General features: G+C 57.3%; 20 protein-coding genes. 12 read left to right on the top strand and 8 right to left on the bottom strand.

The genetic code is table 11. The features are described from left to right. Positions 1 to 12: 12 nt before the first annotated feature. Positions 13 to 1,557: a PTS transporter subunit EIIC gene (locus M2433_RS12845; protein ID WP_429053913.1), complete on the bottom strand. Its 1,545-nt coding sequence runs from the start codon at positions 1,555 to 1,557 to the stop codon at positions 13 to 15. 286 nt (positions 1,558 to 1,843) lie between these two features. On the opposite strand from M2433_RS12845, the gene M2433_RS12840 reads away from it, so the two are divergent. The 10 genes from M2433_RS12840 (at position 1,844) to der (ending at position 18,266) form a co-directional block, all read left to right on the top strand. Continuing rightward, positions 1,844 to 6,796 (top strand): alpha-2-macroglobulin family protein, encoded by a 4,953-nt coding sequence (locus M2433_RS12840; RefSeq protein WP_429053916.1) that lies wholly within the window; start codon positions 1,844 to 1,846, stop codon positions 6,794 to 6,796. Position 6,797: 1 nt separating this feature from the next. Next, the gene (pbpC, locus tag M2433_RS12835; RefSeq protein ID WP_429053919.1) at positions 6,798 to 9,122 is read left to right on the top strand and encodes a peptidoglycan glycosyltransferase PbpC; all 2,325 of its coding nucleotides are present in this window, start codon (positions 6,798 to 6,800) and stop codon (positions 9,120 to 9,122) included. Positions 9,123 to 9,278: 156 nt separating this feature from the next. Next, entirely contained in the window at positions 9,279 to 9,710 is a 432-nt protein-coding gene (ndk, locus tag M2433_RS12830) for a nucleoside-diphosphate kinase (RefSeq protein WP_003860625.1), read from the top strand. 169 nt (positions 9,711 to 9,879) lie between these two features. Continuing rightward, positions 9,880 to 11,046 carry a bifunctional tRNA (adenosine(37)-C2)-methyltransferase TrmG/ribosomal RNA large subunit methyltransferase RlmN gene (locus M2433_RS12825; protein ID WP_014171168.1) on the top strand — a complete coding sequence of 389 codons (1,167 nt, stop codon included), beginning with the start codon at positions 9,880 to 9,882 and terminating at the stop codon, positions 11,044 to 11,046. Between the two features lie 292 nt (positions 11,047 to 11,338). After that, positions 11,339 to 12,358 carry a cytoskeleton protein RodZ gene (gene rodZ, locus M2433_RS12820; protein ID WP_429053924.1) on the top strand — a complete coding sequence of 340 codons (1,020 nt, stop codon included), beginning with the start codon at positions 11,339 to 11,341 and terminating at the stop codon, positions 12,356 to 12,358. Positions 12,359 to 12,384: 26 nt separating this feature from the next. Continuing rightward, positions 12,385 to 13,503 carry a flavodoxin-dependent (E)-4-hydroxy-3-methylbut-2-enyl-diphosphate synthase gene (ispG, locus tag M2433_RS12815; RefSeq protein ID WP_429053926.1) on the top strand — a complete coding sequence of 373 codons (1,119 nt, stop codon included), beginning with the start codon at positions 12,385 to 12,387 and terminating at the stop codon, positions 13,501 to 13,503. A gap of 80 nt (positions 13,504 to 13,583) precedes the next feature. Next, the gene (gene hisS, locus M2433_RS12810; RefSeq protein WP_059312113.1) at positions 13,584 to 14,858 is read left to right on the top strand and encodes a histidine--tRNA ligase; all 1,275 of its coding nucleotides are present in this window, start codon (positions 13,584 to 13,586) and stop codon (positions 14,856 to 14,858) included. 13 nt (positions 14,859 to 14,871) lie between these two features. Then, a complete protein-coding gene (locus M2433_RS12805) occupies positions 14,872 to 15,492 on the top strand; it encodes a YfgM family protein (RefSeq protein WP_429053928.1) in 621 nt (206 codons plus the stop codon). 10 nt (positions 15,493 to 15,502) lie between these two features. Beyond that, positions 15,503 to 16,681 carry an outer membrane protein assembly factor BamB gene (gene bamB / locus M2433_RS12800; RefSeq protein ID WP_429053930.1) on the top strand — a complete coding sequence of 393 codons (1,179 nt, stop codon included), beginning with the start codon at positions 15,503 to 15,505 and terminating at the stop codon, positions 16,679 to 16,681. A gap of 112 nt (positions 16,682 to 16,793) precedes the next feature. Then, positions 16,794 to 18,266 (top strand): ribosome biogenesis GTPase Der, encoded by a 1,473-nt coding sequence (gene der / locus M2433_RS12795; RefSeq protein ID WP_047346809.1) that lies wholly within the window; start codon positions 16,794 to 16,796, stop codon positions 18,264 to 18,266. Between the two features lie 274 nt (positions 18,267 to 18,540). Here der and M2433_RS12790 read toward each other — a convergent pair whose 3' ends face one another. From M2433_RS12790 to M2433_RS12780, 3 genes are all read right to left on the bottom strand, one after another. Then, complete coding sequence (locus M2433_RS12790; protein ID WP_063427852.1) at positions 18,541 to 18,924, bottom strand: Rid family hydrolase; 384 nt, start codon at positions 18,922 to 18,924, stop codon at positions 18,541 to 18,543. A 110-nt stretch (positions 18,925 to 19,034) separates the two neighbouring features. After that, positions 19,035 to 20,492 carry an MFS transporter gene (locus M2433_RS12785; RefSeq protein ID WP_429053933.1) on the bottom strand — a complete coding sequence of 486 codons (1,458 nt, stop codon included), beginning with the start codon at positions 20,490 to 20,492 and terminating at the stop codon, positions 19,035 to 19,037. Positions 20,493 to 20,570: 78 nt separating this feature from the next. Beyond that, positions 20,571 to 21,317, bottom strand: a complete 747-nt coding sequence (locus M2433_RS12780) for an SDR family NAD(P)-dependent oxidoreductase (protein WP_063427858.1) — start codon at positions 21,315 to 21,317, stop codon at positions 20,571 to 20,573. A gap of 130 nt (positions 21,318 to 21,447) precedes the next feature. On the opposite strand from M2433_RS12780, the gene M2433_RS12775 reads away from it, so the two are divergent. Next, positions 21,448 to 22,317: a LysR family transcriptional regulator gene (locus M2433_RS12775; RefSeq protein WP_429053935.1), complete on the top strand. Its 870-nt coding sequence runs from the start codon at positions 21,448 to 21,450 to the stop codon at positions 22,315 to 22,317. Between the two features lie 2 nt (positions 22,318 to 22,319). On the opposite strand, the gene M2433_RS12770 is transcribed toward M2433_RS12775, so the two are convergent. The 4 genes from M2433_RS12770 to M2433_RS12755 form a co-directional block, all read right to left on the bottom strand. Further along, on the bottom strand, positions 22,320 to 22,859 hold the full coding sequence (locus M2433_RS12770; protein ID WP_429053936.1) for a cytochrome b: 540 nt from the start codon (positions 22,857 to 22,859) through the stop codon (positions 22,320 to 22,322). After that, positions 22,856 to 23,911: a catalase family peroxidase gene (locus M2433_RS12765; RefSeq protein WP_429053938.1), complete on the bottom strand. Its 1,056-nt coding sequence runs from the start codon at positions 23,909 to 23,911 to the stop codon at positions 22,856 to 22,858. The genes M2433_RS12770 and M2433_RS12765 overlap by 4 nt, the downstream gene beginning before the upstream one ends. Positions 23,912 to 23,920: 9 nt before the next feature. Continuing rightward, positions 23,921 to 24,223, bottom strand: coding sequence for a hypothetical protein (locus M2433_RS12760; protein WP_429053940.1), 303 nt, complete (start codon positions 24,221 to 24,223; stop codon positions 23,921 to 23,923). 199 nt (positions 24,224 to 24,422) lie between these two features. After that, positions 24,423 to 25,007 carry a TetR/AcrR family transcriptional regulator gene (locus tag M2433_RS12755; protein ID WP_429053942.1) on the bottom strand — a complete coding sequence of 195 codons (585 nt, stop codon included), beginning with the start codon at positions 25,005 to 25,007 and terminating at the stop codon, positions 24,423 to 24,425. 207 nt (positions 25,008 to 25,214) lie between these two features. On the opposite strand from M2433_RS12755, the gene M2433_RS12750 reads away from it, so the two are divergent. Beyond that, complete coding sequence (locus M2433_RS12750) at positions 25,215 to 25,466, top strand: hypothetical protein (RefSeq protein WP_429053945.1); 252 nt, start codon at positions 25,215 to 25,217, stop codon at positions 25,464 to 25,466. Positions 25,467 to 25,516 lie beyond the last annotated feature (50 nt).

Genomic DNA, 25,516 nt, shown 5'->3' with positions numbered 1-25,516 from the left:
CTTTAGCTCCTTTCAGAGAAACGTCTCAACGGCTTCTCGCATTTTTTTGACGTGCAGCCCGTAGACCACCTGAACGTTGTTACCTTGTTTGATAATCCCTTTCGCGCCAGTCGCCTTCAGGCGCGGCTCGTCGATGATGGCGACATCCTTCACCGTGACGCGCAGGCGGGTGTAGCAGTTATCCACCACTTCAATGTTTTCCCGGCCGCCCAGCCCCACCACGATGGACTCGCCCAGCCCGTCGTTATTGCCTTTGGCCTGGTACTCCTGCTTGCTGTAGAGGCGCGTCTCCTTATCGTCATCCTCACGGCCGGGCGTCTTCATGTTGAAGCGCAGGATCAGGAAGCGGAACACCACAAAGTAGAGGGCGAACATGATCAGCCCGACCAGGAGGTACATCGGCCAGTTGGACTTCTCCGTGCCGAGCGGCAGGTTATAAAGGATGAAGTCGATAATCCCATTGGCGCCGATGGCGTGAACGCCCAGCAGCGAGAACAGCATCATGCCGATGCCGGTCAGCACCGCGTGCACCACGAAGAGCAGCGGGGCGACGAACAGGAAGGAGAACTCAATGGGTTCGGTCACGCCGACCAGCAGAGAGGTGAGCGCTGCCGGGATCAAAATGGCTTTCGCAATGGCTTTCCGCTCCGGCTTCGCGGTCATGTACATCGCCAGCGCGGCGGCAGGCAGGCCGAACATTTTGCTGATGCCGCGCGCATCCCACACCACGGTGCTGCTGAGCTGCTTCACGTCCGGGCAGGCCATCTCGGCGAAGTAGATATTGCGCGCGCCCTGATAGGTTGCGCCGCATACTTCCTGCGTGCCGCCCAGCTCGGTATAGAGGAACGGCGTGTAGACCAAATGGTGCAGGCCGGTAGGCACCAGAATGCGTTCCAGGAAACCGTAGATTGCTACGCCAAAAGGCCCGGAGCCTTTGATGGCCAGCGCCAGGGCGCTAATGCCGTGCTGGGCAAACGGCCACAGCTCACTCATCACCACGCCGAGCAGCATGGAGACGGGGAGCATGACGATGGCGACAAAACAGTGGCCGGAGTAAATCGCCATCGCGCCGTTAAACTGTACGCCGGAGTATTTGTTGTACAGGTAGCCGGAGAGCGCCCCGGTCAGTATCCCGGCGAAAACGCCCATCTCCAGCACCTGCACGCCCAGCACCATGGTCTGTCCGGCCGCTTTCATCTGCTCGGCAGGCGCCAGTGCGCCCTGAAGCTGTAGCGTGACGTTCATGGCGTTGATGAACACCACAAAGGTCACCAGGCCAATCAGCGCGGCATAGCCTTTATCGCGGGTCGCCAGGCCAATCGGAATGCCGACGGCAAACACCAGCGCCAGGTTGACCAGCACCGACACGGCAGACTTCGCGATAAGCTGACCAAGGTGCTGAATCAGCGGATGGCCAAGAAACGGCAGATATTCCGCGAGATTACCGTTACCCAGCACGTTACCAAAGGCGATAAACAGACCGACGATCGGTAAGATCAGCACCGGTCCGTACAACGATTTTCCGAAATTTTGTAGGGCGTTCACGGCTCGTTTCATGGCTTTCTCTCTTATTGAACCGCGCACTCGGGGTGCGTCATGGTTATAAAACTAGCAGCCTTCAGGCACGTTTATCCATCTATCTTATTGTTTTAAAAACAAATGACCTCAAAGGTAACATGTAACGTTTGGTGCTGTGATCGGTGTAGCATTGCCGGGTGACAGCAGGGGAGCGTTCTGCGAGGCGCTTTCAGGATTCTAAAATTGGACTTTTTGAATTAATGAAACTTGCGGATAATACTTATCCGGACGACGACCAACAGGCCCCATAGGCCAGGGACAAAGGATGAAACCGTTTCGCCTAGCCGCGATTTCTCTCGCGCTGCTTACCACGTTTACGCTTGTCGGCTGTGATAACAGCGACGATAAGCCTCAGTCTGCGGCACCCGCCGCCTCCACCCCATCGACACCGAAAGCCGCGGAAAAGCCCGACGCTGACAAGTTGGCAAAACTGGCGGCGCAGAGTCAGGGCAAAGCGTTAACCCTGCTGGATGCCTCTGAAGTGCAGCTGGACGGCGCTTCAACGCTGGTGCTGACATTCTCCGTTCCGCTCAATCCCGATCAGGATTTCGCGAAAACCGTGCATGTCGTGGACAAGAAAAGCGGCAAGGTTGATGGGGCGTGGGAACTTGCGCCTAACCTGAAAGAGCTTCGCCTGCGCCACCTTGAGCCCAACCGCAGCCTGGTCGTCACCGTTGAACGTGACCTGCAGGCGCTGAACAAGGCGACGTTCGGCATTGATTATGAAAAAGCCCTGACCACCCGGGACGTTGAACCCACTGTTGGTTTTGCCAGCCGCGGCTCGCTGCTGCCGGGCAAGGTGGTGGAAGGCCTGCCGGTGATGGCGCTCAACGTCAATAACGTGGACGTGAATTTCTACCGCGTGAAGCCTGAATCGCTGGCCTCTTTTGTCAGCCAGTGGGAATACCGCAACTCGCTGACCAACTGGGAATCCGACAACCTGCTGAAGATGGCGGAGCTGGTTTACACCGGTCGTTTCGATCTCAATCCGGCGCGCAACACGCGTGAGAAATTGCTGCTGCCCCTGAAGGATATTAAACCGCTCCAGCAGTCTGGGGTTTATATCGCGGTCATGAACCAGGCCGGGCATTACAACTACAGCAACGCCGCAACGCTCTTTACCTTAAGCGATATTGGCCTGTCCGCTCACCGTTATCATAACCGTCTGGACATTTTCACCCAGAGCCTGGAGAACGGCGCGGCGCAATCCGGCGTCACCGTTACCCTGCTAAACGATAAAGGGCAGACGCTTGCCGAAGCGAACAGCGACGGCGATGGCCACGCAAAGCTTGAGACCGACAAAGAAGCCGCGCTGATCCTGGCCAGCAAAGACGGCCAGACCACCCTCCTTGACCTCAAGCTGCCTGCGCTCGACCTGGCGGAGTTCGACATCGCAGGTAGCCCTGGCTACAGCAAGCAATTCTTTATGTTTGGCCCACGCGATCTCTACCGCCCGGGCGAAACGGTGATCCTTAACGGTCTGCTGCGCGACAGCGACGGTAAGCCACTTCCCGACCAGCCCGTGAAGCTTGACGTGCTGCGTCCGGACGGACAGGTCGCGCGCACGATTGTCGTCAAGCCAGAGAACGGCCTCTACCGTTTTAACTATCCGCTGGACAGCGGGGCGCAGACCGGCATGTGGCACATCCGCGCCAACACGGGCGATAACCTGCAGCGTCTGTGGGACTTCCACGTCGAAGATTTTATGCCTGAGCGTATGGCGCTTAACCTGAGCGGGCAAAAAACGCCGGTTTCACCTCAGGATAACGTCGATTTTAACGTGGTGGGTTATTACCTCTATGGCGCGCCGGCCAACGGAAATTCTCTGCAGGGCCAGCTTTTCCTGCGTCCGCTGCGTGATGCGGTGGCTGCGCTGCCGGGCTTCCAGTTTGGCGATATCGCCGAGGACAACCTGAGCCGCAGTCTGGATGAAGTTCAGCTTACGCTCGACGAACAGGGGCGTGGGCAGGTTTCTACCGAAAGCCAGTGGAAAGAGGTGCACTCTCCTCTGCAGCTGATCCTGCAGGCCAGTCTGCTGGAGTCGGGCGGTCGTCCGGTGACGCGCCGTGCCGAGCAGGCCATCTGGCCGGCGGCGGAGCTGCCGGGTATCCGGCCTCAGTTTGCCAGTAAAGCCGTTTACGACTACCGCACCGACACCACCGTTAACCAGCCGATTGTCGACGAGAACGGCAACGCCAGCTTCGATATCGTGTATGCCGATGCCAGCGGGGCGAAAAAAGCCGTTTCAGGGTTACAGGTTCGTCTGATCCGCGAGCGCCGGGACTATTACTGGAACTGGTCCGAAAGCGAAGGCTGGCAGTCGCAGTTTGATCAAAAAGATCTCATTGAAGGCGAACAGGAGCTGACCCTTAAGGCCGATGAAACCGGCAAAGTCACCTTCCCGGTTGAGTGGGGCTCTTATCGTCTGGAGGTTAAAGCGCCGGATGAGATGGTCAGCAGCGTGCGCTTCTGGGCGGGCTACAGCTGGCAGGATAACAGCGACGGCACCGGGGCTGCGCGCCCCGATCGCGTGACGCTGAAGCTGGATAAGCCAGCGTATCAGCCTGGCGATACCATCAATCTGCACATTGCAGCGCCGGCCGCAGGCAAGGGCTATGCAATGATTGAATCCAGCGAAGGGCCGCTGTGGTGGAAAGAGATCGACGTCCCGGCAAACGGGCTTGATCTCGCTATCCCGGTCGACAAAGCCTGGAAACGTCACGATCTCTACCTCAGCACGCTGGTGGTTCGACCTGGGGATAAATCCAAATCCGCCACGCCGAAACGTGCGGTCGGGCTGCTGCATCTGCCGATGGGCGACGAAAATCGCCGCCTGAATATTGCGCTGGATAACCCGCAAAAAATGCGTCCAAACCAGACGCTCTCTGTGAAGGTGAAAGCCAGCGTGAAAGAGGGCGCTGTGCCGCAGAAGGTGAACGTGCTGGTCTCGGCGGTGGACAGCGGCGTGCTGAATATTACCGATTACGTTACGCCGGATCCGTGGCAGGCGTTCTTTGGTCAGAAGCGCTACGGCGCGGATATCTACGATATCTATGGCCAGGTCATTGAAGGTCAGGGCCGCATGGCCGCGCTGCGTTTTGGTGGCGATGGGGACGAGCTGAAGCGCGGCGGTAAACCGCCGGTGAACCACGTTACCATTATCGCCCAGCAGGCGCAGCCGGTTACGCTTGATGCCAACGGGGAAGGTACCGTTACGCTGCCGATTGGCGACTTCAACGGCGAGCTGCGCCTGATGGCGCAGGCCTGGACGGAAGACGATTTCGGCAGCAGCGAAAGCAAGGTTGTGGTGGCCGCGCCGGTCATTACCGAGCTGAATACCCCGCGTTTCCTGGCAAGCGGTGATACCTCGCGGCTGACGCTGGATCTCACCAACCTGACCGACAGGCCGCAAACGCTGAACGTTGCTCTGACCACAGCCGGCAAGCTGTCGCTTGAAGGTGCACAGCCGCAGCCGGTGCAACTGCCGCCAGGTGCACGAACCACCCTGTTTATTCCGGTGCGCGCGCTGGACGGCTATGGGGATGGTGAAGTGACCGCGCAGGTGACCGGCCTGCAGCTGCCGGGGGAGACCTTCGCTCCGCAGCAGAAGAGCTGGAAAATCGGCGTGCGTCCGGCGTTCCCGGCACAGACGGTGAATACCGGGGCTATGCTGAACCCAGGTGAGTCCTGGACCGCACCGACGCAGCATAGCAACGGTTTCTCGCCTGCCACGCTGCAGGGGCAACTGCTGCTGAGCGGCAAACCGCCGCTCAACCTGGCGCGCTATATTCGCGAACTGCAGGCGTATCCGTATGGCTGTCTGGAGCAGACCACCAGCGGCCTGTTCCCGTCGCTCTACACTAACGCGGCGCAGCTTGCCGCGCTTGGCATCAAGGGAGACACCGATGACAAGCGCCGTGCGGCCATTGATATTGGCATCTCGCGACTGCTGCAAATGCAGCGTGAAGACGGTGGTTTTGCGCTGTGGGATAAAAACGGTCCGGAAGAGTACTGGCTGACGGCCTACGTGACCGACTTCCTGGTGCGCGCGGGCGAGCAGGGCTACAGCGTGCCCGCCGACGCGGTCAATAACGCGAACGGCCGTTTGCTGCGCTACCTGCAGGATCCGGGCATGATGTCCATTCGCTACAGCGACGATACGCAGGCCAGCAAATTCGCCGTGCAGGCCTATGCTTCGCTGGTACTGGCGCGTCAGCAAAAAGCACCGCTCGGCGCGCTGCGTGAAATCTGGGATCGTCACGGGCAGGCGGCTTCCGGGCTGCCGCTGATGCAGCTGGGCATGGCGCTTAAGCTGATGGGCGATGCCCCGCGCAGCCAGCAGGCGCTGGATCTGGCACTCAAAACGCCGCGTAACGACAGCAAAACCTGGATGGCCGATTACGGCAGCCAGCTTCGCGATAACGCGCTGATGCTCTCTCTTCTGGAAGAGTACAAGCTGCTGCCGGACGCGCAAAATACGCTACTGAATGTGCTGTCCGAACAGGCCTTCAGCCAGCGCTGGCTGTCAACCCAGGAGAGTAACGCGCTGTTCCTGGCCGGACGTTCGTTGCAAACCCTGTCGGGTACGTGGCAGGCGAACACTACGCTTTCTGATACTGCGTCAGGCGGGGATAAGGCGCTGGTACAAAACGTGAACGGTGACCAGCTTGGCGCACTGCAGGTGACCAATACCGGAACGACTCCGCTGTGGGTCCGCCTGGACAGCACCGGCTATCCAGAAAATGCGCCTCAGCCGAGCTCGAACGTGCTGCAGGTCGAACGTCATATTCTGGCAACCGACGGCAGCACGAAATCGCTCTCTTCGCTGAAGAGCGGTGAGCTGGTGCTGGTGTGGCTGGAAGTGAAAGCCAGCCAGAACGTACCGGACGCGCTGGTGGTCGATCTCCTTCCTGCGGGTCTGGAGCTGGAAAACCAGAACCTGGCAAGCAGCAGCGCCAGCCTGCAGGACAGCGGCAGCGACGTGCAGAACCTGCTCAGCCAGATGCAGCAGGCGGATATCCAGCATATGGAATTCCGCGACGACCGCTTTGTGGCGGCCGTGCCGGTAAATGAAGGTCAGCCGGTCACGCTGGTTTATCTGGCGCGCGCCGTGACGCCGGGAACTTACCAGGTGCCGGTTCCGATGGTGGAGTCAATGTACGTGCCGCAGTGGCGGGCGACGGGTGCGGCCAGTGGACCGCTGATTGTTGTTCCGTAATATGCTGATAGCACGTTTGATACGCTCCCGCTGGCTGTGGCTGGCGGGAGCGCTTCTCATTTTATGGGGGCTGATCCTGGCCGCTGACCGCCTGTGGCCGTTGCCTCTGAAAGAGGTTAACCCCGCGCGGGTGGTGGTGGATGAGAAGGGAACGCCGCTCTGGCGTTTTGCCGACAACGACGGGATCTGGCGCTATCCGGTTACGATTGAAGAGGTTTCTCCCCGCTATCTTGAGGCGCTGATCCAGTACGAAGATCGCTGGTTCTGGGATCATCCCGGCGTAAACCCGCTATCAGTCCTGCGCGCCGCCTGGCAGGATCTCAATTCCGGGAAAGTCGTCTCTGGCGGCAGTACGCTCACTATGCAGGTGGCGCGGCTGCTGGATCCGCATCCTCGCACCTTTGGCGGCAAAATTCGTCAGCTCTGGCGGGCGATGCAGCTGGAGTGGCATCTTTCCAAACGCGAGATCCTCACCCTCTATCTCAACCGCGCCCCCTTTGGCGGTACGCTGCAGGGCGTCGGGGCGGCAAGCTGGACCTATCTCGGCAAACCGCCGTCGCAGCTCAGCTATTCCGACGCGGCGCTGTTAGCAGTGCTTCCGCAGGCACCGAGTCGTTTACGCCCGGACCGCTGGCCTGAACGGGCCGAAGCGGCGCGCAATAAAGTGCTCGAGCGCATGGCGACGCAGGGGGTCTGGTCCGCAAAGCAGGTCAAAGAATCCCGTGAAGAATCGGTATGGCTGGCGCCCCGACAGATGCCGCAGCTGGCTCCGCTCTTTGCACGCATGATGCTCAGTAAAAGTCGCGACACTAAAATTGTCACCACGCTTGATGCCGGGCTGCAGCGGCAGCTGGAAGAGCTGGCAATGAACTGGAAATCCCGCCTGCCGGCACGCAGCTCGCTGGCGATGATCGTCGTGGATCATACCGATATGAAAGTAAGGGGCTGGGTTGGTTCGGTGGATATCAACGATGACACGCGTTTTAGCCACGTCGATATGGTCAATGCGATCCGATCGCCGGGATCGGTGCTGAAACCGTTTATCTACGGCATGGCGCTGGACGACGGTCTGATCCATCCCGCCTCGTTGCTGCAGGACGTTCCAAGAAAAACCGGTGATTATCGCCCCGGGAATTTTGACAGCGGGTTCCACGGACCGGTCAGCATGAGTGAAGCGCTGGTGCGCTCCCTCAACCTGCCGGCCGTCCAGGTGCTGGAAGCCTACGGGCCAAAACGTTTTGCCGGGATGCTGAGTAACGCAGGCCTGCCGCTGATCCTGCCTGCGGGGGCTCAGCCGAATCTGTCTCTGATCCTGGGCGGGGCCGGCGCGCGGCTGGCAGATATCGCTGCGGCCTACAGCGCCTTTGCCCGACACGGTAAAGCGGGAAGGTTGCGGCTACAGCCAGGCGATCCGCTGAGTGAACGACCGTTACTGTCGCAAGGCTCGGCGTGGATTATCCGCCGTATTCTGGCGAATGAGGCGCAGCCGCTACCGGATAACGCGCTGCCGCAGGTTGCGCCGCTGGCCTGGAAAACCGGCACCAGCTACGGCTACCGGGATGCCTGGGCCATTGGTCTGAATGCCCGCTACGTGATAGGCATCTGGACCGGGCGACCGGACGGCACTCCCGTGGCGGGGCAGTTTGGTTTTGCCAGCGCGGTTCCGCTACTGAACCAGGTCAATAACCTGCTTCAGTCACGCTCAACGGTAGACGAAGCCCGTTTGCCGCGCGATCCGCGCCCGTCAAGCGTCGGGCGGGGCGCGATCTGCTGGCCTGGCGGTCAGTCGCTGCCGCAGGGCAGTGAAAACTGCCGACGCCGTCTGTCGACCTGGCTGCTTGAAGGGAGTGAACCTCCTACGCTGCTGTTGCCGGAGCAGGAAGGTATTCGCGGCATTCGTTTCCCGGTCTGGCTGGATAAAACGGGCAAACGGGTGGCAGCGGATTGCCCGGATGCAACCGAGAAGGTTCTTGACGTCTGGCCGCTGCCGCTGGAGCCGTGGCTGCCTGCCAATGAGCGTCGTGCGGTACGGGTTCCTCCTTCATCAGCAACCTGTCCTCCGCTCTCGCAGGACGCGCCTGCGCCACTCATCCTGACTGGCGTGCGCGAAGGGGCCGTCATTAAACGTCTGCCGGGGGAATCCCGCGTTTCGCTGCCGCTTCAGGCGACCGGCAATAGCGGCGAGCGCTGGTGGTTTTTGAACGGAGAGCCTCTCGACGTGAAAGAAAGAGTTTACACATTACAGCTTGATAAATCGGGCGATTATCAGTTACTGGTTATGGATGAGGCCGGGCAGGTTGCGACGGTGAATTTTACGCTGCAGTGATCTTAAAACAGCATTCAGCTGTGAGCTGTTGCTAAAACTCGTCTTATTTTAAAAAAATGTTACCTGAATCCATAGGCAATGGCGCTATTGCTCATTATAATCCGCGCCACACCATACTCAGGTATGCAAAACAACAGAACATTGACAGAGGTTATCATGGCTATTGAACGTACTTTTTCCATCATCAAACCAAACGCGGTGGCAAAAAACGTTATTGGCAGCATCTTCGCTCGCTTTGAATCAGCAGGGTTCAAAATTGTTGGCACCAAAATGCTGCACCTGACCGTTGAGCAGGCTCGTGGTTTCTACGCCGAGCACGAAGGTCGCCCATTCTTTGACGGCCTGGTTGAGTTCATGACCTCCGGTCCAATCGTTGTATCCGTGCTGGAAGGCGAAAACGCAGTACAGCGTCACCGCGATCTGCTGGGTGCAACCAACCCGGACAATGCGCTGGCAGGTACCCTGCGCGCTGACTACGCAGACAGCTTCACCGAGAACGGTACTCACGGTTCTGACTCCGTTGAATCTGCTGCGCGCGAAATCGCTTTCTTCTTCGCAGAAGGCGAAGTGTGTCCACGTACCCGTTAATTTAACGGTTTCGTTTACACATTATTTTCGTAAATGCCGCGTCCAGACGTGGCATCCCTGCGCCAGACTTTGTACAATGCAACGCCCCGGACGAGCAGACCGCTTTCCGGGGCGTTTCTATTCAACCCTCCATGGGCCATAACGTGTAACAACGAGGCCGGTAAATATTATGTCTGAATTAGTGAATACCTCCGAAGTCGCCATTCCTGCGGTTCCCAATAAAAATGGAAAAATCAACCTGCTGGATCTGAACCGTCAGCAGATGCGCGAGTTCTTTAAAGAGATGGGCGAAAAGCCGTTTCGTGCCGATCAGGTCATGAAGTGGATGTACCATTATTGCAGCGACAATTTTGATGACATGACTGATATCAACAAGGTCCTGCGCAATAAGCTCAAAGAAGTGGCTGAAATCCGCGCACCGGAAGTGGTGGAAGAGCAGCGCTCGGCCGATGGCACCATCAAATGGGCGATTGCGGTCGGCGATCAGCGCGTTGAAACCGTCTACATTCCGGAAGAAGATCGTGCCACGCTCTGCGTCTCTTCTCAGGTGGGCTGTGCGCTGGAGTGCAAATTCTGCTCAACCGCGCAGCAAGGCTTTAACCGTAACCTGCGCGTGTCAGAAATTATCGGCCAGGTGTGGCGTGCCGCGAAAATCGTGGGTGCGGCTAAAGTGACCGGTACTCGTCCCATTACCAACGTGGTCATGATGGGGATGGGTGAGCCGCTGCTGAACCTGACCAACGTGGTTCCGGCGATGGAAATCATGCTGGATGACTTCGGTTTTGGTCTGTCCAAGCGCCGCGTGACGCTGTCTACCTCAGGCGTTGTGCCTGCGCTGGACAAGCTCGGCGATATGATTGACGTTGCGCTGGCGATCTCCCTGCACGCGCCAAACGATGAAATTCGTGACGAAATTGTACCGATCAACAAAAAGTACAATATCGAAACCTTCCTCGCTGCCGTGCGTCGCTATCTGGAAAAATCCAACGCTAACCAGGGCCGCGTAACCATTGAGTACGTGATGCTCGATCACGTCAACGACGGTACCGAGCATGCGCATCAGCTGGCTGAATTGCTGAAAGATACGCCATGCAAAATCAACCTGATTCCGTGGAACCCGTTCCCGGGCGCGCCGTATGGCCGCAGCTCGAACAGCCGCATCGATCGCTTCTCCAAGGTGCTGATGGAGTATGGTTTCACCACCATCGTGCGTAAAACCCGTGGTGATGACATTGATGCAGCATGCGGACAGCTGGCCGGTGACGTGATTGACCGTACTAAGCGTACCCTGCGTAAACGCATGCAGGGCGAGACGATCGCGGTTAAAGCTGTTTGATTATTATGCACTCACGGCGCATTATCTGCGCCGTGAAGCATAATCTTACTGAATAACCAGTCAGATTCGTGATGACTGCTCAATAATTACGGTGCGTTTCATCCGACTTTCGGGCAGTATGTAACGACGTAACAACAGTTTAGCCGTACGGGCAGGGCTGTGCTGTCATCTCCGGGCTGACAGTCTTATACTGTCTGTTCAAGGTTAACTGACCAGAAGTTTCGCGGTGCGGGTGGCATTGTGACTCACCGGCACCTGAACCCTTTTTTTCACGTACCAGTAGTTGTAGCGAATGAATACTGAAGCCACTCACGACCAACATGAAGCACTCTCCACTGGCGTTCGTCTTCGCAACGCCCGTGAACAACTCGGACTCAGCCAGCAAGCCGTTGCGGAACGCTTGTGCCTGAAGGTTTCCACGGTTCGCGATATTGAAGAAGATAAGGCACCTGCCGATCTGGCTTCAACTTTCCTGCGCGGTTATATCCGCTCTTACGCAAAACTGGTGCACATCCCCGAAAACGAATTACTGCCAATGATGGAGAAGCAGGCCCCGGTCCGTGCAGCAAAAGTTGCGCCGATGCAGACCTTCTCCCTGGGGAAACGTCGTAAAAAACGTGATGGCTGGCTGATGAGCTTTACCTGGCTGGTGCTGTTTGTGGTGATCGGTCTGACCGGCGCATGGTGGTGGCAAAACCACAAGGCGCAGCAGGAAGAGATCACCACCATGGCCGATCAATCCTCCGCCGAACTCAACCAGGCCGGAAGCGATAACGCTCAGAGCGTGCCGCTGAATACCGACGGCGCGGCCACCTCCAGCGAGCCACAGACGGCTGCGACAGAGGCGCCAGCAACCAATGGTGCGCAGGCTCCGGCAGCAACGGCTAACACCGCTGCGCCACAGGCTCAGCCTCAGGATCAAAACGCGGTGGTTTCCCCTTCTCAGGCAAATGTTGACACTGCGGCGAACGCGCCTGCGGCCACTCAGCCTGCAGACAATACCGCAGCGTCTCTGCCAACCAGCCCGGCGGGTACGGCCACAGCAGCCGATCCAAACGCGCTGGTGATGAACTTCAGCGCCGACTGCTGGCTGGAAGTGACTGACGCGACAGGTAAAAAGTTGTTCAGCGGCCTGCAGCGTAAAGATGGCACGTTAAACCTAACCGGCCAGGCTCCTTATAAACTTAAAATCGGCGCTCCGGCAGCGGTACAGATCCAGTATCAAGGAAAACCTGTCGACCTGAGCCGCTTTATCAGAACTAACCAGGTTGCACGTCTTACCGTTAATGCCGAACAATCAGCAGCACAGTAACAGACGGGCAACGCGGGAGATTTTTCATGCATAACCAGGCTCCGATTCAACGTAGAAAATCGAAACGGATTTACGTTGGGAATGTGCCAGTCGGCGATGGGGCACCTATCGCCGTTCAGTCGATGACCAACACGCGCACCACGGACGTGGAAGCGACGGTCAATCAAATCAAAGCATTAGAGCGAGTAGGCGCGGACATCGTTCGCGTCTCCGTCCCGACCATGGACGCCGCTGAGGCGTTTAAGCTGATCAAACAGCAGGTCAGCGTTCCTCTGGTCGCGGATATCCACTTCGACTACCGCATTGCACTGAAAGTGGCCGAATACGGCGTCGACTGCCTGCGTATTAACCCGGGCAACATCGGAAACGAAGAGCGTATCCGCATGGTCGTGGACTGCGCGCGCGATAAAAACATTCCTATCCGCATCGGCGTCAACGCCGGTTCCCTGGAAAAAGATCTGCAGGAAAAATACGGTGAACCTACGCCGCAGGCGCTGCTTGAATCCGCGATGCGCCACGTTGATCATCTCGATCGTCTCAACTTCGATCAGTTCAAAGTCAGCGTAAAAGCGTCCGATGTTTTCCTTGCGGTGGAGTCTTACCGTCTGCTGGCAAAACAGATCGACCAGCCTCTGCACCTCGGGATCACTGAAGCGGGCGGCCTGCGGAGCGGTTCTGTAAAATCCGCGATCGGTCTGGGGCTGCTGCTCTCCGAAGGGATCGGTGACACCCTGCGCGTCTCGCTGGCGGCCGAACCGGTCGAAGAGATCAAAGTCGGTTTCGATATCCTGAAATCACTGCGTATCCGCGCGCGTGGGATCAACTTCATTGCCTGCCCAACCTGCTCGCGTCAGGAGTTTGATGTGATCGGTACGGTGAACGCGCTGGAACAGCGCCTGGAAGATATTATCACCCCGATGGACGTCTCCATCATCGGCTGTGTGGTAAACGGTCCGGGTGAAGCACTGGTGTCAACCCTGGGCGTGACCGGCGGTAACAAGAAAAGTGGTCTCTATGAAGATGGCGTTCGCAAAGATCGTCTGGATAATAGCGACATGATCGATCAGCTTGAAGCCCGCATCCGTGCCAAAGCCGCCATGATGGACGAGACACAGCGTATCAGCGTTCAGCAGGTTGAAAAATAACGTGATGGGAAGCGGCGAGCTTCCCATGTATGATTGAACCCATTCTTTGGGTTTTTTTTGTATATAGAAAGAGAATAAACGTGGCAAAAAACATTCAAGCCATCCGCGGCATGAACGATTATCTGCCTGGCGAAACCGCCATCTGGCAGCGCATTGAAGGCACGCTGAAGCAGGTGCTCGGCAGCTACGGTTACAGCGAAATTCGTTTGCCGATTGTAGAGCAGACCCCGTTATTCAAACGCGCGATCGGTGAAGTGACCGACGTGGTTGAAAAAGAGATGTACACCTTTGAGGACCGCAACGGCGACAGCCTGACCCTGCGTCCGGAAGGTACGGCGGGCTGCGTTCGCGCCGGCATCGAACATGGTCTTCTGTACAATCAGGAGCAGCGCCTGTGGTATATCGGCCCAATGTTCCGCCACGAACGTCCTCAGAAAGGTCGTTATCGCCAGTTCAATCAGCTGGGGGTGGAAGTTTTCGGCCTGCAGGGCCCGGACATCGACGCCGAACTGATTATGCTGACGGCACGCTGGTGGCGCGCGCTCGGTATCGCCGATCACGTTTCCCTCGAGCTGAACTCTATCGGTTCTCTGGAAGCCCGCGCTAACTACCGCGATGCGCTGGTGGCGTTCCTGGAACAGCATAAAGAGAAGCTGGACGAAGACTGCAAACGTCGCATGTACAGTAACCCGCTGCGCGTTCTGGACTCTAAAAACGCAGACGTTCAGGCACTGTTGAACGATGCGCCAGCGCTGGGCGATTACCTTGACGACGAATCTCGCGAACACTTCGCGGGCCTGTGCAAGCTGCTTGAAGCGGCGGGCATTGCCTATACCGTGAACCAGCGTCTGGTACGCGGTCTGGACTACTACAACCGTACCGTGTTTGAGTGGGTGACCACCAGCCTCGGTTCTCAGGGCACCGTCTGTGCCGGTGGCCGTTATGACGGCCTGGTTGAACAGCTTGGCGGTCGTGCGGCTCCTGGCGTTGGCTTCGCGATGGGTCTTGAGCGACTTGTTTTGCTGGTTCAGGCAGTTAATCCGGAATTTAAAGCAGATTCCGTTGTCGATATATACCTGGTGGCCTCAGGCGCGGAAACGCAGTCTGCGGCGATGCAGCTTGCCGAACGCGTGCGCGACGCGCTGCCGGAGGTGAAGCTGATGACCAACCATGGCGGCGGCAACTTCAAAAAACAGTTTGCTCGTGCCGATAAGTGGGGCGCAAGTATTGCACTGGTGCTGGGTGAGTCCGAAGTGGCTAACGGCGAAGTGGTGGTCAAGGACCTGCGCTCTGGTGAGCAGACAACGGTAACGCAGGACGGCGTTGCGGCGCACTTGCGCACTCTATTGGGCTAAGGAGAAGGACTGCGTGGAAATTTACGAGAACGAACACGATCAGGTCGACGCGATTAAGCGCTTCTTTGTCGAAAACGGCAAAGCGCTGGCTGTTGGGGTTATTTTAGGTATTGGTGCGCTGTTGGGCTGGCGCTACTGGAACAGTCATCAGGCGGATTCCGCGCGCGGCGCGTCTCTGTCTTATGAAAATACCATTAGCGCAATTCATGCCGATCAGCCGCAAACGCTGACTGCGGCAGAGAAATTTGCGGCTGACAACAAAAACACCTACGGTGCACTGGCTGCGCTGGAAGTGGCTCAACAGTACGTCGATAAAAACGAACTGGATAAAGCCGCCGCCCAGCTGTCTCAGGGCCTTGCTGCGGCCAGCGATGAAAACCTGAAAGCGGTGATCAATCTGCGCCTGGCACGTATTCAGGTTCAGCAGAAGAAAGCTGACGATGCGCTGAAAACGCTCGATACCATCAAAGGCGAAGGTTTTGCTGCCATCGTTGCCGATTTGCGCGGTGAAGCACTGCTGAGCAAAGGTGACAAAGCGGGCGCGCGTAAAGCGTGGCAAGCTGGCGTGGAGAGCAAAGCATCACCTGCGCTGAGCGAAATGATGCAGATGAAAATAAATAATTTGTCCGTCTGAGAGGGACCCGATGCAATTGCGTAAATTACTTCTGCCAGGACTGCTTTCTGTTACGTTATTGAGTGGTTGTTCACTGTTCAGTGGCGAAGAAGACGTTGTAAAAATGTCCCCACTGCCGACGGTTGAAAACCAGTTTACTCCCTCCACCGCATGGAGTACCTCCGTGGGTGATGGGATTGGTGATTTCTATTCCAACCTTCATCCGGCCTTTGCCGATAGCGTAATCTATGCGGCTGACCGCAAAGGTATCGTGAAAGCGGTCAACGCCGATGACGGAAAAGAAGTATGGTCTGTTAACCTGGCGGAAAAAGACGGCTGGTTCTCCCGTAAACCTGCACTGCTCTCCGGTGGCCTGACCGTTGCCGGCGGCCACGTCTACGTGGGCAGCGAAAAAGCACAGGTTTATGCGCTGAACAGCAGCGACGGTTCTATCGCCTGGCAAACGACCGTGGCGGGTGAATCCCTGTCTCGTCCGGTGGTGAGCGACGGCCTGGTGCTGATTCATACCAGCAACGGCCAGCTGCAGGCGCTGAACGAAGCGGACGGCCTGGTGAAATGGACCGTTAACCTGGATATGCCTGCGCTCTCTCTGCGCGGTGAATCCGCGCCGGCTACCGCATTTGGTGCTGCCATTGTGGGCGGTGACAACGGTCGCGTGAGCGCCGTGCTGATGCAGCAGGGCCAGATGATCTGGCAGCAGCGTATCTCCCAGGCCACTGGCTCAACGGAAATTGACCGTCTGAGCGACGTGGATACAACACCGGTTATCGTTAACGGTGTGGTTTACACGCTGGCCTATAACGGCAACCTGACCGCGCTGGATCTGCGCAGCGGCCAGATCATGTGGAAACGTGAACTGGGCTCTGTGAATGATTTCATCGTTGATGGTAACCGCATCTATATGGTTGACCAGAATGACCGTCTGCTGGCGCTGAGCACCGAAGGCGGCGTGACGCTGTGGACGCAAAGCGATCTGCTGCACCGTCTGCTGACCGCACCGGCACTGTACAACGGCAGCCTGGTGGTTGGTGACAGCGAAGGGTATATGCACTGGGTCGATCCGGATAACGGCCGCTTTGTTGCACAGCAAAAAGTCGACAGCTCCGGTTTCCTCACCGACCCGGTTGTGGCCGACGGCAAACTGCTGATTCAGGCAAAAGACGGCACGCTGTACGCGATCACGCGTTAATTACCCGGCGGTTGTAGTATACTAAACGGCTCCTGTTCACTCAGGAGCCGTTTTGACATTTTTAAAAACGCCGCAAAAGCGACGTTATTTTGAATTTTATGAGGCTTCAAACATGGTACCTGTGGTCGCGCTTGTCGGGCGCCCTAACGTTGGAAAATCCACTCTTTTTAACCGTTTAACACGCACCCGTGATGCGCTGGTTGCGGATTTCCCGGGGCTGACGCGTGACCGTAAGTACGGTCGTGCAGAAGTAGAAGGACGCGAGTTCATCTGTATTGATACCGGTGGTATTGACGGCACGGAAGATGGCGTTGAAACCCGCATGGCGGAACAGTCGCTGCTGGCGATTGAAGAAGCCGACGTGGTGTTGTTCATGGTGGATGCGCGCGCTGGCCTGATGCCTGCGGACTCCGCTATCGCTAAACACCTGCGTTCGCGTGAAAAACCGACCTTCCTGGTGGCGAACAAAACTGACGGTATCGATGCCGATCAGGCCGTTGCCGACTTCTGGTCTTTAGGTCTGGGTGAAATCTACCCGATTGCGGCATCGCACGGTCGCGGCGTGACCAGCCTGCTGGAAACCGTTCTGCTGCCGTGGGTTGACGAAGTTAACCCGCCGGAAGAAGTCGATGAAGACGCTGAATACTGGGCGCAGTTCGAAGAAGGTGAAGAGGGCGAAGAAGAGCCTGAAGACGACTTCAACCCGCAGGACTTGCCGATCAAGCTGGCCATCGTGGGTCGTCCAAACGTAGGTAAGTCTACACTTACTAACCGTATTCTGGGTGAAGAGCGCGTGGTCGTTTACGACATGCCGGGCACCACCCGCGACAGCATCTACATTCCAATGCAGCGCGATGAGCGTGAGTATGTTCTCATCGACACCGCCGGGGTGCGTAAGCGCGGGAAAATCACCGATGTGGTGGAAAAATTCTCCGTTATCAAAACCCTGCAGGCGATTGAAGATGCCAACGTGGTGCTGCTGGTCATTGATGCGCGTGAAGGCATTTCCGATCAGGACCTCTCTCTGCTCGGCTTTATCCTCAATAGTGGGCGCTCACTGGTTATCGTGGTCAACAAATGGGATGGCCTGAGCAACGAGGTGCGTGAGCAGGTGAAAGAGACCCTCGACTTCCGTCTGGGCTTCATCGACTTCGCTCGGGTACACTTTATCTCTGCGCTGCACGGCAGCGGTGTCGGCAACCTGTTCGAATCCGTGCGTGAAGCATACGACAGCTCCACCCGTCGTCAGAGTACCGCCATGCTGACCCGTATCATGAATATGGCTGCGGAAGACCATCAGCCGCCGCTGGTGCGCGGCCGTCGCGTGAAGCTGAAATATGCCCACGCCGGTGGTTATAACCCGCCAATCGTGGTGATTCACGGCAACCAGGTGAAAGACCTGCCGGATTCCTACAAGCGCTATCTGATGAACTACTTCCGTAAATCGCTGGACGTGATGGGCACGCCTATCCGCATCCAGTTCAAGGAAGGGGAAAACCCGTTCGCCAACAAGCGTAACACCCTGACGCCAAATCAGATGCGTAAGCGTAAGCGCTTGATTAAACACATTAAGAAAAGCAAATGACGATTCAGTAAAAATCACCTGCTTTTAGAAAACCCCAAAGCCCGCATTATGCCGGGCTTTTTGTTATCAGGAGCTATCATAACGAAGCATCAAAACTCACTATTGTCATGTACCCAAGGGTGTACTCAGTGATTTGACACGATGCTTATGGGTACAAATGGAGGCCCGTGATGCTGAAGCTAACTGACATGCAGATGCAGCGGGCCTGACTGTCTGCAGGGCCGCTCTTTATCGGTAGGGGACGTTATAATCCTGTTGATACATGTGGCAAAGACTACCTTTTGGCCACAACCCGCATCTCCACAAGGGCATTTTCCGGGATGAATGCCGATACGCCTATGGCAGACCATGCCGGGTAGGGCGCCTTGATATACATATCTTTGACCTGAGAAAAAACGTCAATATGTGTTTTAAGGTCAATATGAAACGTGGTCATCTCAAGAATATTGTCATAGCCTAAGCCTGCGGCATTCAGGTACACACCCAGCTTATAAAACGCATCGTGAAACTGTTCTTCAGGATCCTTGCTGATGGGTTTGTCCTTCCGGGCTGCGGTAACGCCCGAAAGATAGACGGTGCCATCGGCATCGATGACAGGAGAGAAGTGCCAGTCATCGTAATAATGCTGAAAGGCTTCTGGAACGATCGATTTTTTCATATTTTTTTCTCAAATGGATGAGCACGGGAAAAAGGCAACGGCCACATCTCATACCCGGGGAAGCACATGAGCCATGTCGTGCAGACCACGTCGGCCAGCCGCCCGTTACGTTACTTGATGGAAAGGCGGGCCGCAGCAGAAATTATTCCGGAGGCGCGCCGGATAAGCCGGATACTCAGTCCGGCACCTGCCGCGAGGCATACCGCCATTGTCAGCAGAGAGACAATAAAGGCATGCGTGATCGTTGCGCCGCTTTTATCGCCCCCCAGCATGCTGTAAAAAATGCCGCCGATGACGGCGACGCTCAGCGCAGTGCTGATTTGCAGCGTCGAGCTGGTCACGCCGGCAATCATGCCTGAAAAAGCGGGCGCTACGCTGCCGGTCACCATCCTCACCAGCGTTGGCATCGCCAGCCCCTGACCCAGACCGGTGATAAAAAGGAGTGCCGCGAGCGGCAGCGTGGCCGGAGGAGTGCCCGTCAGCGTGCTGGCAATCAGCCCGGCAAGGCCCGCCAGACCCGCCGTCTCACATCCCATTCCGATTGCGCTCAGGTAATTTCCGACAAACCGCCTGAAGTAGGGGGTCAGCAACGGCCCAACCAGGAAGCCGATGCCAAAGGGCAGAAAAATCAGGCCTGCGGTCAGGGCGTTTAAATGCAACGCATCCTGAAGATAAACAGAAAACAACAGAAAAAAGGCACCGATGGAATAAAACAGCAGTACGATCGCCAGACCCTGACACAGTCCCGGCGCGCGTAAGACGGTCGGATCGAGCAGCGGCGAACCACCGTTCTGGCTGAGGCGACGTTCATAACGCCATAGCCCCAGTACCAGCAGCGGGAACGCAAGAAATGATCCCCATGTCCACCAGGGCCATCCCGCTTCACGGCCTTCAATTAATGGCACAATCAGCGCGCTAAGGGTGACGGTGGCCAGCAGCATGCCGCCGGGATCCAGTCGCTGTGCCGACTGCGCCCGCGTCTCTTTCAGCAGCGGCAGACCGAAGAGAATGACCAGCAGCGCCACTGGCAGGTTAACGATAAAAATCGCACGCCAGCCCAGATGAAACAGATCCGCAGAAATCAGAATACCACCCAGTATCTGCCCGATAACGGAGGCCAGACCAAAGACGGCGCCATAGAGGCTCAGCGCCAGAGGTTTTTCCGCTTCCGGAAAAATCGCCTGTACGGAGGCCAGTGCCTGGGGTGCCATAATGGCTGCGGTGGCACCCTGTAACACGCGCCCGGCAATCAGCACCCACGGTGACCAGGCCACGCCGCACAACAGCGATGCTGCAGCAAAACCGATAAGTCCAAGAAAGAACATCTTCCCCCGGCCGTAAATATCACCCAGTCGACCGCCGGTGATTAACGTGACCGCGTAGACGGCAGCATAGGATGAAATGACAAGCTGTTGCGCGGAGGACGAGGCACTCAGCTCGCCCTGAATGGCAGGCAGCGCCACATTAACGATAAAAAAATCGAGCGGGGGCAAAAACGCGCCCACCAGCAGGATGATAAACATCGCCCAGCGACGGGGCTCGGCGCGCGTGTGATGTTGTGTCGACATAGAACACTCCAGATAACGGTTCAGTCCCGGGTAAGGAACGTATTCGGTCAGTTTGGGCAGAGGGTCATGCAGAGAATGTCAGCGCATGCCGCCAGCGGCCACAATCACCTCGCCGGTGATCCACCCCGCGTCCTCGGAGGCGAGAAAGGCAACGATCGGCGCAATATCCTGCACCTGCCCGATGCGGCCGAGTGGCGTCTGCTTTTCATTCCATGTCTGGAAGTCCGAGTTCATCGCGCCCGCACTGTGACTCCCTTCCGTTTCGATTAGGCCCGGGTTGACGGCGTTAACGCGAATGCCCCGGGGCCCGAGCTCGCGCGCGAGCACGCCAGTGATGGCGTCCATCGCGCCTTTGGTGCCGCTGTAGATGGCGCTCTCGGGGATAAAGACGCGGGTGACGAACGAACTGATGTTAATGATGCTGCTGCCTTTCGTCAGATGCGGCGCGGCGGCGCCAGCCACCAGCAGTGGGCCCAGGACATTGATGTCAAACTGCCTGCGGTAGCGCGCTTCGGTGCTTTCTTCTATCGGGGCGAACTCGTAGACACCGGCGTTGTTCACCACAATGTCCAGGTGTCCGTAGTGGTCGATGGCAAAGGCGATCAGTTCCCTGACGTCCGCCTGGTGAGTGACATCCGCCGCAAACGCCACGGCATGCCCGCCAGCGGCCTCTATGTCGGCGACAACCTTACCGGCACGGGTGTTGCCGGAGGTGTAATTGACAATAACTTTTGCGCCGTCAGCCGCCAGCTGTCGGGCAATGGCGGCTCCGATACCGCTGGATCCACCGGTTACGATGGCAACTTTGTCGTGTAATTTTTTCATGGCGCAGGCCTCCTGAAATCCCCGCCGGGGGCGGATTGGGTTGAGAACGCTATAGTGAAGACGACAAAGTTGTTTGGGAACTGACACTTTTGTATATTGGATGTTCATTTTTGTACGGCGAGGCGACAGCATGGAATGGGGCGACGTGCGGGTATTTCTGGCAGTGATGCGTAAGGGGTCTTTCGGGGAGGCGGCCCGCAGTCTCGGCGTGAGCCATCCGACGGTCGGACGCCGGATAAAGGCGCTGGAGGATGAGGCGCAGCAAGCCCTGTTTCGCCGGACAAAGGAGGGGCTGGTGCTCACCGACGCTGGCGACAGGGTGCTGAAGCTGGCAGAGGCCGTGGAAAACTCCGCGCTGGCGATGGAGCGTCGTCTTGCCGGGAATCACGACCGCCTTGAAGGGTTATTGCGGATCTCTTCCGCAGAGTGGTTTGCAAACTACGTTCTGGCGCCTGTTCTGAGCGAACTGACGCGACGTCATCCCGCGATTGTCCCGGAAATCATCGCGAGCTACCGCTTGCTCAATCTGTCGCGCCGCGATGCCGATATCGCGTTTCGTATTGTTCCTTTTACCGAACCGGATATTGTCCAGCGTCGTCTGATGCGCATTCCCTATGCGCTGTACGGCGTACCGGAAATCGCCGATGTCGCGCAGCGCGACCCGGCCACCGTGGGGCTGATTCTGATGAACACTGCGCAGTCCCACTTTTCTGACGTCGCCTGGCTGCTCGACAGGTTTCCGCAGTCACGACGGGTGTTCACCAGTACCAGCCGCGCCGTCCAGGCGCAAATGTGTCAGCGGGGCATGGGCATTGCCGTGCTGCCACGCCCGCTTGGCGATGCCATCCCCGGATTGCAGCCCATCAGCATGCCGGAACCCCCACCGTCCAAAGATATCTGGGTGGGGTATCACTCCGACCTCCGGCACATGGACAGACTCCGGGTCATGCTGGATATCGCCGATACGATGTTTGCCGATCCGGCGACGGCCGCGACGTAAATCTATTTTTTGCGGATGCCTGCCATACTGCTGAACACGCCGTCGCGCAGCACAAAAGCATGGAGCAGCGCGGCTGCAAGATGAAGCATCACGGTCGCGAACAGCGCCAGCGCAACCCAGGTGTGAAGCGGCCGCAGTATCGCATACCAGTCATTATTCATGCCCATGATGGGGGGCAGGACGATCCCGTAACCCAGTGTGACGGGATACCCGGCAGCTGAGAGCATGGCCCAGCCCGTCAGCGGCTGTGCCAGCATCATCAGATAGAGCGCCCAGTGCGAAAGATGGGCCATCCCGCGCTGCCAGGCCGGTAGTGAGGCGGGTAAAGCGGGGACCGGTGTGGTGAAGCGTACCCACACGCGAACGACGACCAGGAGCAGGATCATCACCCCCAGTGGCTTGTGGATCGACACCAGCAGGCTGTGCAGGGAGGAAACGGTTGATACCATCGCCACACCGATAAACAACATGATGAAGATCGCGGTGGCCATCAGCCAGTGCAGGACGCGCAGGACCGGATGAAAATAATCGACCTTTTTCATAGATGTTCTCCTGACTGTTGCGCCTGTTCATGGGTGCGCAGATTGTAGGATTTGGCATAAGCCGATGAGCGCGCGTTAAGTATCGGATCATCAGATGCCGCGATGCCGTCGGGCAAAATTAACGGGTCGTAATTGATGTCATTGCAGGGCCCCTGCTGCTGAGGGACAGCACTGGTCAGGACTAACGTGCCGGCCGTCATCGTCTTCCGGTCGGCTGGCCAGGCTTTTGAGGCGTCGTTACCGTTATCCGTCGCCTGAGCCAGCGTGAACACCAGATCCCATTTCAGCGGGCCCTGCGCCAGACGACGCTGAAGATCCTGTTGCAGAAAATCCTTGTTCTGTTTATCGGGATCGGTAACAGGCGTAAACGCTGCATGCGGCACCATACTCCACCGTACCAGGTGTGCATTGCCGGCCTTATCAATCAGGCGAAACGCATTCAGACTGTTAAAGCGATCGCTGGCCCAGCTGGAAGAGGGAACGGTTTGTTTGGCCCAGGCAAAAAACGGTTTTATCTCCGGATGCTTCATGACAAAGGCCCCCATTTTCTCCGGATTCGGTTTTCCGGTGGCCGTATCCGGTAGGGTGGCCTTCTGGAGCTCATAGAAACCTTCAACGGAGCTGACGGGGAAAAAGGGCATGGCGTTCATGCCGGTACGCCACTGCTCACCATTAGCCTGCTGAAAGGACAGCGCCATGCTCCGGACGGGAACGGCATAATCCGGCGCCCCCGGGTTACCGCCGGCAATCGCAAACCGGCCTGTTACGGCGGTTTCACCTTTGCTGAACAGTAAAGCTCGCGACAGCGTGCTGGCATTGCCGTTCGAGACAAAGGTGCCCAGCACGCACATGCCCTTCGCGTGATTTCGGCGATAGCCTTCATGAATTCCGCCCGACTGTTCCAACACGTTGACGAGCTTATCCGACGTCAGCCGTTCGGGCGTAAGCCAGCCGCCAGTCCACAGAAATAATAAACACAGTATCAGGGGGACCAGGCCTGGCAGTGCGAGGCGCACCAGCGTCTTTCTGTTTATCTGCGATATGATTTTCATTGTGTGAGCTCATTTTGTTTTCGAACACATGCTGTCTATGTTCACCATCACGGCCAGTGTGGTGAGGATACTGACGATAACATTGACGGTCTGCATCCGGCTGCGGCCGAATCCACCGCTTTTAAGGGCATCCACATAATTAGCCATTGCATCCCAGGCGGGGTAAAGAATGAGCAGTATCGACGTCCAGACAAGTGAAGACTGGCCCGCGGAAAACACGGCAACCACCCATAAAACGGAGAAGGCGGTGCGGATAAAATAATAGTGCTGGAGCCAGTGCTGCTGGTGCACATGGTAATGATTATCGGACATGTTAACCCTCTCAACCCGGCAGGCTGAACAAACGAAGCATCGGCGTGAGCTTCTCTTTGTTAGAAAACCTACTAGTAGGTAGTTAAAAGATCAACCTGTTTTCGTGCGAGGCTGTGAATTTGTAAAAGGATCGTCCGGGGACGGAAGAGGAGGGGACGAGTTGAAGTAAAAGCGGCCCGGCAGGTAAGCCGGGCTACCGTCAGGCGACGTTGACCACCTTGTTAATTAGCGGCGAGGCAATCTGATCAAACACCGCCGGATTATTGAACGCGCGTGCGGCCAGCATGGCGCCATGAATGCCCGCCATCAGCGTCCGGGCTTCGGCTTCCGCCGTTTCATTTAGCAGGAAAATGCCGCGGGCTTCGCCGGCCCTCAGTAAGGTGGCGAGCCAGTCAGAGAGATCGCTGAAATGGCCGGTGACTTCGGCGGCTATTTCAGCAGGCAAGGTGGGAAGCTCAACGGCAAGCATTACACAGATGCAAAATGGCGAAGTGCCATCCTTAATACACGCATACCAGAAGTCGGCATATCCTTTCACTTTGGCCAGGGGATCGTCGATTTGCCGATCCATGGCCGCCATTCCCGCCAGGGCTTCTGCGCGGTACTCCTGCACAACCGCCTTCACTAAATCTTCCTTGCCGGGAAAATGGTGGTGGATACTGGCTTTGCGGATACCGACACGCTCAGCAAGATCGGCATAGCTGAAGCTTTTATACCCTCCGGCTGTCAGCAGTTGCCGGGTGTATGCCATAATTTCTCGCGCTTTCGGCGAACGTTCGCTCATTTCAGTCTCCAGTCTTTAACCCTGTGAAACAGGGGGGCAGTGTCTGATTGCATCCTGTCGGGATGCAATCAGACAGGACGCTAGATGGTCAAATCACAGGTCCGGAGGACGACGATCCCGATAAGGGCGGCTGGCAGGATTGACATGCACCCATCCTACTACTAGGATGGGTGAAATTCAAAGTCTATTCCTGCATGGAGAGTGTGCATGGTGGTGATTCCGTTTCCTGACAGGGTTAAGCCGGCGGTACCAGAGGACAACAGCCAAACGCTTCCCGGCTTACGGGATGCGCATCAAGACTACAGCCGCACACCGTGCAGCAAAAACAACGATGCCGTTCGCCATTTTGCACTAAGGGTCGCCGGGAAGCTTTTAAGCGATCCGGAGCTGAATCAGGCGATGCCTTTTCTGGTGGACAAAATCGTCAGAGTGCTGATGACTGAATCCAGAGACAGCTGATGTCGGTTCGGGCGGGCAGTTAAGAAAAAGAAGGTGGTTCTCGTTTGCCC

The sequence above is a fragment of the Enterobacter sp. AC1 genome (assembly GCF_050434705.1).
In the GTDB taxonomy this organism is placed as follows: Bacteria; Pseudomonadota; Gammaproteobacteria; order Enterobacterales; family Enterobacteriaceae; genus Enterobacter; species Enterobacter cloacae_L.
The sequence above is the reverse complement of the archived record's forward strand: the minus strand, read 5'-3'. Positions and strand labels throughout refer to the sequence as shown.

Excerpts from the sequence above, each read along its gene's own strand:
- M2433_RS12845 (WP_429053913.1), bottom strand. The coding sequence starts at position 1,557 with ATGAAACGAGCCGTGAACGCCCTACAAAATTTCGGAAAATCGTTGTAC.
- M2433_RS12840 (WP_429053916.1), top strand. The coding sequence starts at position 1,844 with ATGAAACCGTTTCGCCTAGCCGCGATTTCTCTCGCGCTGCTTACCACG.
- pbpC (WP_429053919.1), top strand. The coding sequence starts at position 6,798 with ATGCTGATAGCACGTTTGATACGCTCCCGCTGGCTGTGGCTGGCGGGA.
- ndk (WP_003860625.1), top strand. The coding sequence starts at position 9,279 with ATGGCTATTGAACGTACTTTTTCCATCATCAAACCAAACGCGGTGGCA.
- M2433_RS12825 (WP_014171168.1), top strand. The coding sequence starts at position 9,880 with ATGTCTGAATTAGTGAATACCTCCGAAGTCGCCATTCCTGCGGTTCCC.
- rodZ (WP_429053924.1), top strand. The coding sequence starts at position 11,339 with ATGAATACTGAAGCCACTCACGACCAACATGAAGCACTCTCCACTGGC.
- ispG (WP_429053926.1), top strand. The coding sequence starts at position 12,385 with ATGCATAACCAGGCTCCGATTCAACGTAGAAAATCGAAACGGATTTAC.
- bamB (WP_429053930.1), top strand. The coding sequence starts at position 15,503 with ATGCAATTGCGTAAATTACTTCTGCCAGGACTGCTTTCTGTTACGTTA.
- der (WP_047346809.1), top strand. The coding sequence starts at position 16,794 with ATGGTACCTGTGGTCGCGCTTGTCGGGCGCCCTAACGTTGGAAAATCC.
- M2433_RS12790 (WP_063427852.1), bottom strand. The coding sequence starts at position 18,924 with ATGAAAAAATCGATCGTTCCAGAAGCCTTTCAGCATTATTACGATGAC.
- M2433_RS12785 (WP_429053933.1), bottom strand. The coding sequence starts at position 20,492 with ATGTCGACACAACATCACACGCGCGCCGAGCCCCGTCGCTGGGCGATG.
- M2433_RS12780 (WP_063427858.1), bottom strand. The coding sequence starts at position 21,317 with ATGAAAAAATTACACGACAAAGTTGCCATCGTAACCGGTGGATCCAGC.
- M2433_RS12775 (WP_429053935.1), top strand. The coding sequence starts at position 21,448 with ATGGAATGGGGCGACGTGCGGGTATTTCTGGCAGTGATGCGTAAGGGG.
- M2433_RS12770 (WP_429053936.1), bottom strand. The coding sequence starts at position 22,859 with ATGAAAAAGGTCGATTATTTTCATCCGGTCCTGCGCGTCCTGCACTGG.
- M2433_RS12765 (WP_429053938.1), bottom strand. The coding sequence starts at position 23,911 with ATGAAAATCATATCGCAGATAAACAGAAAGACGCTGGTGCGCCTCGCA.
- M2433_RS12760 (WP_429053940.1), bottom strand. The coding sequence starts at position 24,223 with ATGTCCGATAATCATTACCATGTGCACCAGCAGCACTGGCTCCAGCAC.
- M2433_RS12755 (WP_429053942.1), bottom strand. The coding sequence starts at position 25,007 with ATGAGCGAACGTTCGCCGAAAGCGCGAGAAATTATGGCATACACCCGG.
- M2433_RS12750 (WP_429053945.1), top strand. The coding sequence starts at position 25,215 with ATGGTGGTGATTCCGTTTCCTGACAGGGTTAAGCCGGCGGTACCAGAG.